20 protein-coding genes and 1 pseudogene are annotated in these 11,736 nt (G+C 38.3%); all 21 read right to left on the bottom strand.

Going from position 1 to position 11,736, the window contains the following annotated elements:
- A partial coding sequence (locus AWM68_RS08930; protein ID WP_156488358.1) for a DUF2213 domain-containing protein occupies positions 1-450 on the bottom strand: 450 nt, incomplete at its 3' end.
- A 194-nt stretch (positions 451-644) separates the two neighbouring features.
- On the bottom strand, positions 645-959 hold the full coding sequence (locus tag AWM68_RS21030; protein ID WP_082820646.1) for a Gp49 family protein: 315 nt from the start codon (positions 957-959) through the stop codon (positions 645-647).
- A 13-nt stretch (positions 960-972) separates the two neighbouring features.
- Complete coding sequence (locus AWM68_RS08920) at positions 973-1,755, bottom strand: minor capsid protein (RefSeq protein WP_066240149.1); 783 nt, start codon at positions 1,753-1,755, stop codon at positions 973-975.
- On the bottom strand, positions 1,748-3,091 hold the full coding sequence (locus tag AWM68_RS08915; protein WP_231868405.1) for a DUF1073 domain-containing protein: 1,344 nt from the start codon (positions 3,089-3,091) through the stop codon (positions 1,748-1,750). Before AWM68_RS08915 ends, AWM68_RS08920 begins: the two co-directional genes overlap by 8 nt.
- A gap of 12 nt (positions 3,092-3,103) precedes the next feature.
- On the bottom strand, positions 3,104-4,423 hold the full coding sequence (locus AWM68_RS08910; protein WP_156488357.1) for a PBSX family phage terminase large subunit: 1,320 nt from the start codon (positions 4,421-4,423) through the stop codon (positions 3,104-3,106).
- Complete coding sequence (gene terS / locus AWM68_RS08905; RefSeq protein ID WP_066240144.1) at positions 4,423-5,178, bottom strand: phage terminase small subunit; 756 nt, start codon at positions 5,176-5,178, stop codon at positions 4,423-4,425. Before terS ends, AWM68_RS08910 begins: the two co-directional genes overlap by 1 nt.
- Positions 5,179-5,258: 80 nt before the next feature.
- On the bottom strand, positions 5,259-5,585 hold the full coding sequence (locus AWM68_RS08900) for a hypothetical protein (RefSeq protein ID WP_066240141.1): 327 nt from the start codon (positions 5,583-5,585) through the stop codon (positions 5,259-5,261).
- Positions 5,586-5,696: 111 nt separating this feature from the next.
- Positions 5,697-6,173 (bottom strand): sigma-70 family RNA polymerase sigma factor, encoded by a 477-nt coding sequence (locus AWM68_RS08895; protein ID WP_066240139.1) that lies wholly within the window; start codon positions 6,171-6,173, stop codon positions 5,697-5,699.
- Positions 6,174-6,186: 13 nt separating this feature from the next.
- A complete protein-coding gene (locus AWM68_RS08890) occupies positions 6,187-6,381 on the bottom strand; it encodes a hypothetical protein (protein WP_066240134.1) in 195 nt (64 codons plus the stop codon).
- Positions 6,382-6,532: 151 nt separating this feature from the next.
- Entirely contained in the window at positions 6,533-7,081 is a 549-nt protein-coding gene (locus AWM68_RS08885; protein WP_066240131.1) for a hypothetical protein, read from the bottom strand.
- A gap of 35 nt (positions 7,082-7,116) precedes the next feature.
- Positions 7,117-7,317 (bottom strand): XtrA/YqaO family protein, encoded by a 201-nt coding sequence (locus AWM68_RS08880; RefSeq protein ID WP_066240128.1) that lies wholly within the window; start codon positions 7,315-7,317, stop codon positions 7,117-7,119.
- A 55-nt stretch (positions 7,318-7,372) separates the two neighbouring features.
- Positions 7,373-7,573: a hypothetical protein gene (locus AWM68_RS08875; protein ID WP_066240125.1), complete on the bottom strand. Its 201-nt coding sequence runs from the start codon at positions 7,571-7,573 to the stop codon at positions 7,373-7,375.
- A 40-nt stretch (positions 7,574-7,613) separates the two neighbouring features.
- On the bottom strand, positions 7,614-7,967 hold the full coding sequence (locus AWM68_RS08870) for a BC1872 family protein (RefSeq protein WP_066240123.1): 354 nt from the start codon (positions 7,965-7,967) through the stop codon (positions 7,614-7,616).
- Positions 7,968-7,990: 23 nt separating this feature from the next.
- Positions 7,991-8,326 carry a hypothetical protein gene (locus AWM68_RS08865; protein WP_231868404.1) on the bottom strand — a complete coding sequence of 112 codons (336 nt, stop codon included), beginning with the start codon at positions 8,324-8,326 and terminating at the stop codon, positions 7,991-7,993.
- A 105-nt stretch (positions 8,327-8,431) separates the two neighbouring features.
- Positions 8,432-8,578, bottom strand: a complete 147-nt coding sequence (locus AWM68_RS21370) for a hypothetical protein (protein ID WP_156488356.1) — start codon at positions 8,576-8,578, stop codon at positions 8,432-8,434.
- A 14-nt stretch (positions 8,579-8,592) separates the two neighbouring features.
- Complete coding sequence (locus AWM68_RS08860) at positions 8,593-9,078, bottom strand: hypothetical protein (RefSeq protein WP_066240120.1); 486 nt, start codon at positions 9,076-9,078, stop codon at positions 8,593-8,595.
- A 17-nt stretch (positions 9,079-9,095) separates the two neighbouring features.
- Positions 9,096-9,599, bottom strand: a pseudogene (locus tag AWM68_RS08855) (Holliday junction resolvase RecU); the annotation flags it as partial.
- 66 nt (positions 9,600-9,665) lie between these two features.
- A complete protein-coding gene (locus AWM68_RS08850; RefSeq protein WP_066240117.1) occupies positions 9,666-10,379 on the bottom strand; it encodes a hypothetical protein in 714 nt (237 codons plus the stop codon).
- Between the two features lie 32 nt (positions 10,380-10,411).
- Positions 10,412-10,789 (bottom strand): replication terminator protein, encoded by a 378-nt coding sequence (locus AWM68_RS08845; RefSeq protein WP_231868403.1) that lies wholly within the window; start codon positions 10,787-10,789, stop codon positions 10,412-10,414.
- Between the two features lie 46 nt (positions 10,790-10,835).
- Positions 10,836-10,973: a hypothetical protein gene (locus AWM68_RS21365; RefSeq protein ID WP_156488355.1), complete on the bottom strand. Its 138-nt coding sequence runs from the start codon at positions 10,971-10,973 to the stop codon at positions 10,836-10,838.
- Positions 10,970-11,506: a hypothetical protein gene (locus AWM68_RS21360; protein ID WP_156488354.1), complete on the bottom strand. Its 537-nt coding sequence runs from the start codon at positions 11,504-11,506 to the stop codon at positions 10,970-10,972. Before AWM68_RS21360 ends, AWM68_RS21365 begins: the two co-directional genes overlap by 4 nt.
- Positions 11,507-11,736 lie beyond the last annotated feature (230 nt).

Raw genomic sequence — 11,736 nt, 5'->3', positions numbered from 1 at the left:
ATTAATTTCTACATTCCTCTGAACAAATTCATAAGATTGGCCATTATAAGCTCCAGATTCAGCCACTACATCGGACATAAAGCCGATACTGATTTCTCTTTTGCCGTCATATATCTTTTGAATAAGTTCTTCATCGGTAATGGTCATAGATACATAGAGTTTTAAATCCTCCACTCTTGCATCCGTATGGGACAGACCTTTTGCATAGCGATTATAGTTTTTAAGGTTGACCGGTTCATTTGGATGATCGTCTGTTACTGGTTTGGACTTAGCTGAACGAATAGTACGATCGCTAAAAATATCCTCCGGCAGCTTAGCCTCCATCTGAATCGTTCCATCTTGCCTTTGATAGGGGAACACCCCAGGGCGAGTAATAGGTACGCATACGGTCAAATAACCTTCTTCTGTTTCGCTATAGTCATTGATCATGACTTTGTCATAACGTTGCATCTTCACACATCATCACCCCCTTTCTAAACGCATAAAAATAACCCTATCCTTTGCGGAAGGGTTTACCATTGTATATTTCCTCTGCTGTGGGAAGAGGTTTATGCTCTTCTTGCTCAGGAGCCATACTGGAAGCTATTACTTTTAAGGATTTATCTATGCCAGCTAATGACTTTGCGATGGATTCGAGATTCTTGCTATCTTTTCGGTCCATCAAATTCTCTTTCCATTGCATCAGTAAAAGCTGTATGAGCATTATGGTAAAAATTTTGAAGTGAATAACCTTCTAATTCCCAAATTCGGTTCTTGATTCGCTCTTTCGCCAACTTTTCACCAATCTCTTCGACATAATTGTCAGGATCCACACAAGCAGATTCTCCGACCACTGTAAATCCATTCGGAAGCTTAGCGACCACTAGGCATTGCTTATCAAATACTCGATGAAAAACTTCGAATTCAGAGGCTTGCATAATGCTTTCCACTTGCTCTGATGTAACTTTATTTTTAGACACGTCTTTTCCTCCTCTAATCAAATATTGGTCTTGCAACACACCGGCAACGATAATCTTCTCCAGGTAACACTTTACGTTTACCTACAGTTGGTGGATCTAAATAAGAAAAAACTTCGTTATCCAGCTCTTTATGAGTCTTCCTCACTCGCTCGTCCTTAGAAGTTACCCAAGTAAACTTCGAAACTCCCATCTGCTGATGTCTTTTAGCTGTCATTTGTCCAAGAATGGTGCCAGCCTGATCAATAGCGATGAATTCAGCGCGTTTTAAGGACAATCCCACACGCTCGACTAATTCATCGCGAATTTGTTTAGGACTATGCCCTCTTTTAACACCTTGCATAACGATGGTTTCGATGTCTGTAAAGTAATCATCACGGAGCTTGCTGATGTACCTAACATTCTCCGAAACAGAAGCTCTCATATACTCCTGCAGCCAAGGTTCGTATGCTGTAGGATCAATACCTTTGATAGCACCTTGTTTCTGTACATTCGATTTATTAAATACATTCACACCATTCACAAATGTGTTTGCGATCGAATGGACCTCACTAGAAGTAAAAATCCCAAGCGATAACCCTTTAATAATATCGATTGCCCTCTGAATGATATCTAAAGGTCCATCTTCAATAAACGTGGAGTCATATCTTTTTTTATAATTTACAACCTCGGGCTTTATCTGCTCATCAAACACTTCAAGAGAGAGCTTCTTTAAAGCTGAAATTAAACGTTTCATGCCTCGGTAATACGAGAGTGCCACAGCATCAGGAAAACGTGTAGGAGGGGCGATTTTAGGCATCTTTCCCACGACCTTTATATGCTCGGTAAACTTCAAGAGCCATTTTCTCGATATCGGCATCGTCCCCAGTGAATTTCAAGACGTTTGTAAGGCCAGAGCTACCGAACCTTGTCTCTCTTACTTCATCAGCCATAATTACACCGTTTGTGATGTAAATGTTGTCTGTCTCTGCAACAATCTTCCGGATTTCAGCATCTGTTTTCGAATCGACTTCCCACAATGGATTGAATTTGAGCTCCCATTCAATAGTTGCTGGATCAATGCTGCCGCCTAATTCATCTGAGGACCACAACAACAATCGAATCAAACGTTCTAAATGTGGACGCATTTCGTTTTCTTGTTGTGCAGCAATACGAGAATAGTAGTTCATTACATCATATTGAGCACCAGTTATCGTTCCAGCCTCTTGACCTTTAATAACTGATTTAGGCATTCTTGCAGCACCGGCCAACATCTCCCACACGTAATCAAGCAGCTCTTTTATGCCACCTATTGGTGTACCTTCTTTCTTAAGCTCTTCACTGGTCCCGATAATTGCGAGTGCTTCAGTTCGGAACATATAATCCATGAGCATTCCGAGTTCTGATTTTTCTTCGCTACTCATGTTCTCAATACCATCTGATTTATATACCTTAAATGCAAAATCATAGAGCATTTGACCGACAGACCAAAGAGAAGTATCTAAAATCGTGATGATGTCATATAGGGGTTCCAGTAACGGCTGCCCTCTGTACTCATCTTCAAGCCTTCGTGTTTGATCGTGAATAACTCTAGAAGCATGAACTTGATCTTGAGAAACACCAGCGATCTGTTCACCTATTTTAGATCTACGATTCATTTTGAACATTTCGACCTGACCATAATTCAAACTGAACATGTCCTCGTTCAATATGAAGTCTTCAACCTTCATTCCAGAAAAAGCATGAATGTAATCAAGTTTCTTCAATTTCGTTTCATCCAGCTTGTCCGACAAATTAAAGGCAGTTGATTGAGTAACACCTAATGAAATGAATCCATCTCCACGTAAACGCTCAAAAGTACGCATCTTTTCAAATGCTTCTTTTGCTTTGAGATCTCTTAATTTGCTCATAATATTGTTTTTTAAGGTTTCATCCTTCATCTTCAACGTGAACCAGCTGCGCGTCATGTCTTCGGCAGGTATATCTATGATATTCTGAATGATCCGATTATCAGCATAAAGGTTGGATAGCTGCTGGTGAGTCAGCCTCCTTCTTAATCCTGGTTGCTGTCTGACAAGAGCATCCTTAGAATGTCCTTTCCCATTGCCAATCATAAAGTCATTCCGCATGCTCTTTGCTTTATCTATTGTTTTCACTTCCTCACCTCCCTATCTCACATTCATAAGACGTTTATATCGATCTAAAGGACCTTTCAAGTCAGAAACCTCATAATCATCAAGCGCGTACCAAATGGCACTTAAAGTATGTGGATCCAGGTTAAACTCATCCGGAATAATTTCATCCTGCTTGTTTTTCTTGTAAGTCAATGGCTTCAACTCGTATATCGTGTTGGTACATTGCTTAGAGCAAATAATTTTCTTAAAGCGTTTGACCTTTTTCGTATACTGCAGCCGTGAACCTTGAAACTTCTTAGCACCACGTATGTTAAATCCGTTTTGTTTAAAAAACTCAATTGTTTTAGGTTCAGCTGAGTCCCCTTTAATGAGCTCTTTAGACACTTTAAATTCATTTAATTCTTTGGCCGTCTTGTCATCGGTCATCTTGTTTTTGTAATATTCCCAGTAGATATAGAGGTATTTCTTATCGCGATCGATAGCAAGTCGCACAACTGCGTTATAAGATTCCTCAAATCCAAAGTCCATACCGACCCGTTTAATCGGGTGTGCTAAACGATTGATAGCATTCATTACATCCTCATGTTCCCAAACCTCAAACTGAGGAAGAACTTTAACCCCGTTAACGCCAAAACGACCTTTCCGAGCGATACGGTAAAGGTCTGGATCATATTCTTTCAATTCATCAAGCTGGGCAATATAACTTTCCGGAAGAAAAAGATTATCGTCAGCTGTAGAGTGATGGTAGTAGGTATCGTTTACAACCACTGTTCTCTTTTCATATAACTCTGAATCATCTAAAACCAGACGATTTTTTAACTCATCTTTAAAGAAGTGTTTGAATGTCCAGTTGTCTTCACCGATTGGATTCGTAGATAAAATCATGTGCAGCTGCAATGTCGGATGACGAAGACGTCCAAGGAGCTCTTTAAAGCCGGCATATTTAATTTCAGAACACTCTTCTAACCAGATAAGAGAAATGTTGTTAATGGACTTCAATTTTGCAGGTTTATCCATCCCTTTAAAGATGATCTTAGAGCCGTTCGAGAACTTCAATTCATATGGACTTTCTTTTGGTCTGATTTTTCCCTTGGCCACTTTTTTTCTACCCGAATCATCAAGCAATCCTAAATCCTCTACGATTTCAGTAAACAGAGAAAAGGTACTGTCTTTATGTGTTTCGTAAACCTCACGAACCACCAGAGCTTTACGCTTTTCAGACAAAAGTTTAAGTATGATTTTTAATGCAACATGATAGCTTTTTGAACTGCCATATCCACCGACAAGAAATTGAGTCTTTGTACTCCAATCAAAAAGGAAATCTTCAAAGTGAGGGTTCACTTCTTTCTCAATCATGACCGCTCACCTTTTCTCTTTATGACGATTTCTATTGGAGCATCATTCTCATCGTCGTTCATATTATCGATTTCAGCTTTAGTCTTCTCAATTCCAAGCCTCATTTGTTCAAGTTTTAATCTTCTCTCGTCTTCATCATGCGCTAGGTCCAGAAATTGTTTTACTAGATTCCTATACTCAGCCATCGCTCTTGCTTGAGCTTTAATGTAAGACTCATAGCGTTCGTAAGCGAATGAAACTTTAAATGACTCACTTCCTCCACCATCTGCCCAGCTACTTCCACTTTCTTCTTTCAAGTGATCGTTATCATCATTTACCCACATAATCTTTTGCATTCGAACAATTGCGGAAAATTTAATTTCTATCTGAAACCATATTTGATCAGCGATGTCTAAATTACTCATCACTTCAATGATCTCTATTTGTTCTTCATGCAGAAACTTACTAAAAAGACCATGTTTTGTAGCTATGCTGTTGTGATTCGGAAATTTATGTTTAGGATTAGGGTTCCCTTTGTTCCCTGCTTGTCCTCCAGGCTTTTTAGGAGTGTTCGACTTATTAGTAACGTTCCTTTTGGGAATGGTAACGTTACCTTTCAATTGTTCATCCCATTTATCTTGATTCTTCCACTTTCGAACCTGAGTGTCTGTGACATCTAATTCAGCAGCAATGTCTTTTAATAAACGCTTACCGCCACTTTCTTTCCACAATTCGAAAGCTTTATCTCGACTTGGACTTCTTGCTCTTGCCACTACATATCACCCACCCCCATGTTTATTTGTTTGTTTTGTAGCAAAAGAAAAAGCCACTCATTTGAGTGACCCTTCAATCCCTATTTAAATCCTAATTCTTTAGCTAAATGTTCTGTGCCGGCTTTCCCTAACATTTCTTCCCAAGTTGAAAACCTTGTTATTTCTTTTACCCAGCCATCTAACTGAGATTCATCTAACTGTTCAAGATCTTCTTGTGTGTTAACAGTGAACGGACTTTTCTCAAAGAATTCATCAATTGATTTGAAATCAGTGTATTCAACCATAAAACCTTGGTTAAAAAGTTGGTTGAAATCTACACTTTTACCATCCTCATATTCTTTAGCAGTCTCAGCCATTTGATTTAACTTTTTTTCGAATTCGTCAAAACCATCAAGTTTAAAACCCATTATTTATCACCTCCTTCTGCCGCTTGTTTTCGACAAAAGGAGATATTTTCCTGCAAACTCTTTTCAATAATAGGTGGCGTTTGAACGTCATTTGCACGTCAAAAACAAAAATTATGCAACTTTATTTTTAATCTTGGCTTTTGCCCGTTCAACATATTGCTGGATTGTACGCCTTGAAAGATTTAATTCTTCAGCAATGGCTGCATAACTCATTCCTTGTGCCATATGAAGAAGATAGCATTGTCTTTCGCGTGCAGATAGTTCTAATAGGACATCAACAATCATTACTTTTTCGTCATCCTGTAGGAAACGTTTTGAATGATTTAGATTTAGATCCGGAAAGATATCCATTTCCATTAGTGAAGTTCGTTGGTATACAGAGCGACGATCAGCCCCGCGACGATTCCCTGGTCTTCTCCCTCTGTTCAACCAATCAAGCGCATATTTCATGTCCGATATCATTTCACCGACAATCTTGTCCTCTTCTTTGTTTTTAGGATTATCTAGATCTAATTTTTCTCTATATTCTTCTAAAACCTTTTTGCTAAGATTATATTCTTCTTTAATGTTCTCGACCCAAGTTTTCAAATGAAGCCCCCCTTTATCTCTGTCTGTAAGAACCTTTGTGTCTTTTAAGTGTTTGTCTATTCATCCCCATGAGATCTTTTAAATCTCTGTCCGTTAATTTCTCACAATGAGCTTGCTGTGAAATCTCAGCATTATTTCTTTTCTTCTTAACTGGAACCGGTTGATTTTTATTTTTCCACTTCTTTAACTGATCATTTAATGTGTTCATTGCTTATCGCACCTCCATAAATGTGAGGTATAGCTGCGAAACCTATGTTGAAGACCCCTTATACCCCTATAAGAACGTAAAAAAAGACACCAATCAGGGCAGGGGGCTTGTCCCTGCTTTCGATCAGTGTCCTCCAGTTGACTGGTAGAACTTAAGATAATTTTCTTAACTTCTCTTCAATTTCATTTACATACTTCAGAAAAAAACTTAATTCATATTCTAGTATTTCAGTTCTTTCAGCAAATTCTTTTACTAGCTCTTCTCTTCTGCCTTGTTTACTTTCCGGAAAAAGAGCAGCTATACTGTGCAAAAGTCCTAAATTACTTTGAATATTCTTATATTTTGAATGAATTTCTAATCTTACTTCATCTTCAGGTAAATCCTGGATCATACTAATATATTCTGAGAACTTATCGCAAGCTAACTGTAATTTGGCATAATCCTCATATTCAAATTCTATTTTAGTTATAAGTTTATTTATTTCTTTTATAGCGAACGCTACATTATGAACTTGGTGTTGAAATTTTATATTGAATTTAAGAAATGTTTCTAAAGAACTTCTTAATGTAATATTTTTTTCATTATCCAATTGATTTTTCATTACTCTTACTGCAAAATAACCTGCCAAAAACGCTCCGATTAATGAACCAATTAAACTTCCGAATGTTTGTATCCACGCATCAGGTGATACACAATTCAATAAACCTGAGCATTCCTCAACTACTGTTTTCTCTTTCAGAAATCTTCCCCCTCATCCCACTTAACACGCTTCACCTTACCCTGATGTGTGATGATCTTTGTTTCACCATGAACCGGCAGCTCTGTCATTCTTGCTTTACCGTCACACACTACAATCATAAAAGATGAAGTTTTTTCCATTATATCAATTTCTAGTTTCTGGGTAGAAGGATTAATTTCTAGATCATTTAATCGCAAAGCAATACCCCCTTAGTTTACTTTGTTTCATCATCTACCCCACCAGCTTAGAAGTTTACTCTATACCTCTTGCTTTCACGATTTCCAATGCTTCTTTATCAGAGAACCCTGCAGCTATTAGTGAATCGTACCTGCTCTTGTATAGCTTAGAAAGTTCAACATGGTATTTGATCGTATACGGAAGAGTTCTGATCATCTCGTCAACCATCATTTCAAATTCAACGTTGCTTAATTTACCGCTTGGTTTTTCACTCATAAGAACCACCCCAGGGTTATTTTTGCCAAACAGGTTCCGCTCAACTGGTGCTTTTTAATGTCTCTATTTGAACACCACAGGCCTTTAAGGATGCATAACAAATCGCTTCCTGAACTGTTTTTCCGTAATGATATGCTATTGTCCAACCTGATTCATCTCTGATTGTGACAAGATGTTCTTTTGCTCCATTACCAGTCTCGATTTCTACTCTGAAAAACTTCTCTACTACCCACCAAGCGTCTTGAATATCAGTAGATGGATTCCACTCACTGTCTACCCCATCAATAAAAAGTAAGTTGCCAAATTCGGTGATCCATGACTCGCTATCGACGTCGAACTCCCACTCCATAACCTTTTCAGCAACCAAATTATTTAACTGGTGCTCGTTTCCCATTTATTTCACCCTTTCCTTTAGCTTTAATTCAACACATCACTTTCTTCAGCAAAAAGCCAAGTAGAATCATAATCTTCAATCGGCGGCATTTCACCCAAACGTTCAATAGCTGTTTTTCTCATCATTTTAAGTTTTAAATCGAAATTATCATCGCTATTAATAATGTTCTTTAAAGACTCACCTATCTTTTGAAATAAGGATATAGCTCCCTCTTTTGACTCTGTAACCAACATCATCTCTACATTTATAGGAAAATTAAACACTCTTGAACCCGTAGTAATTTCTGAAACATTTATATATCCTCGTACAGGAATCGCACAGAAGTGATATTTACCTACTCTGATTTGGTGTCCAACCATTGGCTTCCATGTATCGCATGCTTAATAGAACGTTTGTGTTTGTTCGTTAACCGAGATATCCATTTTTCTATTCTCCTTTTTAACGAGCCTGTTGGTTCTGGGCTTCTATTTTTTCTCTTTAACCTTTATCTGGCCATCCATTGAAGGCCAATCCGCAATCCATCTTCGTTTCCACTCTTTAAGTGCTTCTGGATCTTTTTTGTGACAAAGTTTGTTCAGATCATAGAGTCTGATCTTGCTGTAGTCTTTCAAGCTAATCTCCGCCTTTAAAATAAACTCATCTGTTCGAATTGCCCGGTCTCTTGTACGATAACCGGAGTTATTGGTTCAGATTCTTCCGTTTCGTGTACGTTTTCTTGCACTTCTTGTCCGGTCATGTCCGATTCCGCTTCCTCTCGAATATCCTTAAACCACTCGAGAGGAAAACAACCCTGGAATCCTGATTTATCAATACCGCTGTAGAAATAAACGTGTGTTTTTTGGTTCAATCTGAGAAAATATTGTTTGTACTCCAGCTTGTAGTTTTCTGAGTTCACAAGCTCGCCGGTATACCACTTTCCTTTTTCAATAACTGGTGCAGCTTCTAAGAGTTTGAATAGCCTTGATGGGTAAACTCCAAAGTAGGCATTTTTGCTATTCGGAAACCGGTAGCAATACAAATAATATCCATCATCTGAAGGAGTGACGAAATACTCGTCACCAATCTCCAGATTCAAAGCACCGCCATCATCTATGCATTTAGCCTTCAGCATTACACAGCGACCTCGCCAATCAGCTTGTCCACCCATTCCAGATAATCGAGTGTGCTGCGTTTTGTTCTTTTAACTTCGAAAGCATATACTTCAAGATCAACCAAAGGTATACTCTTTCTTCCACCTTTTAAAGCGTGATGAACGTAATGTTTAATCGTTGAATATGGAACGAAGAATATTTGCTTTGTTGAACGAAATTCAATGAGTACAAAACTTACTCCACCCATATTATCAACCTTCTCCAGATAATCTATCTGGTGTTGATGAAGGTTTTTCAAATCAAAGCGATCAATACCAACCGACTTAGCTTCAAATGCAATCGCCCTACCTTTGTACACACCGTCATAATCCACTGTACTGGGAGCTTCGTAGAATCCGTTCAATACCTTTGTCCCTTTGCTCTTTAGCACTTTTACCGGCGTAGGGCGTTTATTTATTAAGGCTACCTTTTGTTTGGCGTACATCTGATTAATCAAATTCAGCAGCATTTCAAAAGCCATGCCGCGATTTCCCTGTGACATACTGTTCACCTCATCCAAATTTGATGAACTCCTGCCCTTCAAGCAGAAAAGCAGGAGGGTTATTCTTTAAGCGATGATTACCAGCTGTCCTTTTTCAATCTCTCCACTCAATTCTTCTTGCAAGAATTTCTTAATGTTAGTCATGGCTGCTAACTTCCAAGCTCCACCATCAGCTTCAAACAAAGCGCAGGCAGGACCGTTCTTCATTCGGAAGATGAAATCACTTTCTGGCTGATCAACTTCAACGAATGTTCGATATGGTTTGAGAACTACTGGATTTGGTACCAGCACATTTCCGACAGTAGCAACTCCTGTTTTAGCTACAACAGACTGGGAAACCCCATCATCTCCAACTGTGTTTACATTCTCTTCCTTGATGTTTCCAACAACTTTTAGCATGATGTCACGATCTTCATTCTTCACGAAAGCTGATTGTAATTTGATGTTGAAGTCTTCTGAACTATAGAACCTATCAAAAGAGTATTCCGGCAGCATAGCTTGAGCTCGAATGTATTCATTTCTGCTGTAGTCCTGGTTGTATGTACTAAACACCAGCACCTCAGTTGGACTTACAACATGGATCATCTTCCCGTCAAACTCATCTTCATCAAACTCAGATTTCAGATATTCAACCAAGCCTGAAAGAGATCTTACTTTAAGTGATTCAGGAGTAGCTTCAGGAACGAGGTGCAGTCTTTCAGTTGAATATTGCTGACCGTTAATCTCCTCGATTTTTGTGTTACCAAGACCGACGATATATTCGATTGCAGTTTTAATCATTTTATTTTCCTCCAGTTAATTTGAATTTTTAATTACTTGCTTTGTTGCTTGAAGCTGATTACTTTTTCGCCTACATCAGTTTCAACTTCACCATCTTCAGTGATATATGACTGACCTTTAATCCCTGATTTCAATTCGGCACCGGTTACATTTCCACGATTATCAAGATCCATTACGATCTTTGTTTCAATATGTTTTGCAGGTGATAATGCTGATTTGGCTTGAATGCTTGTAACGACAATGTCTCGCTTCTCATCTGCTTTAAAAGAAAGAGTTAATGTGAGCTTTCTTACCTTTGCTGCATCTGTGTTCGGATCAGCGATGTTTTCTAAAATCTTTTGAAGTTCAGCGTTAAAACGTTCTGCAACTGCTCCTTCAGCGAAACTTGATAGATTGATAATGTTTGCCATGATTGATTCCTCCAGTTATTTAATTGTTTAAGAGAACTACCTTTCTTTAATCACCCAAAACAATACGTACTTTTCCAATTGCAAATACTTGCCCATAAAGTCCATTTCTTCTGAAATACCAATGTCCCAGTGAATTAATGCGACTAGTTTTTAATCGAATGGGAAACCATTGCTTTCTGCTCATTCCTTCCCCTCCGTTTCAAAAGCATCTTTAAAAACTGATTCCATTACATTGTTGTACTTTTTCAGTTGTTCGTTGGTCATGTTCTCTAAATTGGGACCATGACCAGGTACATACTTGAAGTCTTTCGCTCGTTCAAGGAGCTTTTGCCTTTCGACTTCTAGTGCTTGTTTTGCGTGATAGCCTTTATCAATCATTACAGTAGCTTTGATTGTCATTCCTACAATGTCTGTAATGTAGGAATTAGGGTCAGCATAGAAATTTAATGCCTTCTCCAACCTCTCCACCTTCTGTTGAGATTTCTTTAGTTTGTTTTCTAACTTGGGTACTATTACAACACTAATATTATTTAATATTTTTAGTGCTTTTCGTTGGTCTTCTTTGTAAGCTACATTCTCCACTTGTAAGCGTTGTACTTCGGATTTGAGTTTATCCATCTGACATTCATGGCTTCCGTAAAATACCTCACTGCAATGATTACAACGAAGTTCAGGACCTAGTTCATAACCATTCATAAATGCGTTGACCTCAGACATTATCCACCACTCCTTTTATAACCACATTTACAGGTGTTGGTAGACCAATAGATTTTATGTTTGCCTCTTATTTTGCAGATAAGAGAGTAAAAGAACTTTTTCAAGCTGAATCACTCATCCCTTCCGTTTCAGCAATAAAAGATGCGAACCATGCTGCTTGTTTCTCTTCTGCTGTTTTAATCTTTTCCGGATCCGTTTCAGCTGGAAAGAAGTAAATTCCATTTCCTAAG

It is taken from the genome of Fictibacillus phosphorivorans, from assembly GCF_001619875.1.
Taxonomy (GTDB): Bacteria; Bacillota; Bacilli; order Bacillales; family Fictibacillaceae; genus Fictibacillus; species Fictibacillus phosphorivorans_B.
This window is presented reverse-complemented; position numbering and strand designations above follow the sequence as displayed.

What these genes read in the sequence shown, in the direction of transcription:
- AWM68_RS08920 (WP_066240149.1), bottom strand. Translation starts at nt 1,755, where the DNA reads ATGCCTAAAATCGCCCCTCCTACACGTTTTCCTGATGCTGTGGCACTC.
- AWM68_RS08900 (WP_066240141.1), bottom strand. Translation starts at nt 5,585, where the DNA reads ATGGGTTTTAAACTTGATGGTTTTGACGAATTCGAAAAAAAGTTAAAT.
- AWM68_RS08890 (WP_066240134.1), bottom strand. Translation starts at nt 6,381, where the DNA reads ATGAACACATTAAATGATCAGTTAAAGAAGTGGAAAAATAAAAATCAA.
- AWM68_RS08875 (WP_066240125.1), bottom strand. Translation starts at nt 7,573, where the DNA reads ATGAGTGAAAAACCAAGCGGTAAATTAAGCAACGTTGAATTTGAAATG.
- AWM68_RS08870 (WP_066240123.1), bottom strand. Translation starts at nt 7,967, where the DNA reads ATGGGAAACGAGCACCAGTTAAATAATTTGGTTGCTGAAAAGGTTATG.
- AWM68_RS08865 (WP_231868404.1), bottom strand. Translation starts at nt 8,326, where the DNA reads ATGGTTGGACACCAAATCAGAGTAGGTAAATATCACTTCTGTGCGATT.
- AWM68_RS08860 (WP_066240120.1), bottom strand. Translation starts at nt 9,078, where the DNA reads ATGCTGAAGGCTAAATGCATAGATGATGGCGGTGCTTTGAATCTGGAG.
- AWM68_RS08850 (WP_066240117.1), bottom strand. Translation starts at nt 10,379, where the DNA reads ATGATTAAAACTGCAATCGAATATATCGTCGGTCTTGGTAACACAAAA.
- AWM68_RS08845 (WP_231868403.1), bottom strand. Translation starts at nt 10,789, where the DNA reads ATGGCAAACATTATCAATCTATCAAGTTTCGCTGAAGGAGCAGTTGCA.
- AWM68_RS21365 (WP_156488355.1), bottom strand. Translation starts at nt 10,973, where the DNA reads ATGAGCAGAAAGCAATGGTTTCCCATTCGATTAAAAACTAGTCGCATT.
- AWM68_RS21360 (WP_156488354.1), bottom strand. Translation starts at nt 11,506, where the DNA reads ATGTCTGAGGTCAACGCATTTATGAATGGTTATGAACTAGGTCCTGAA.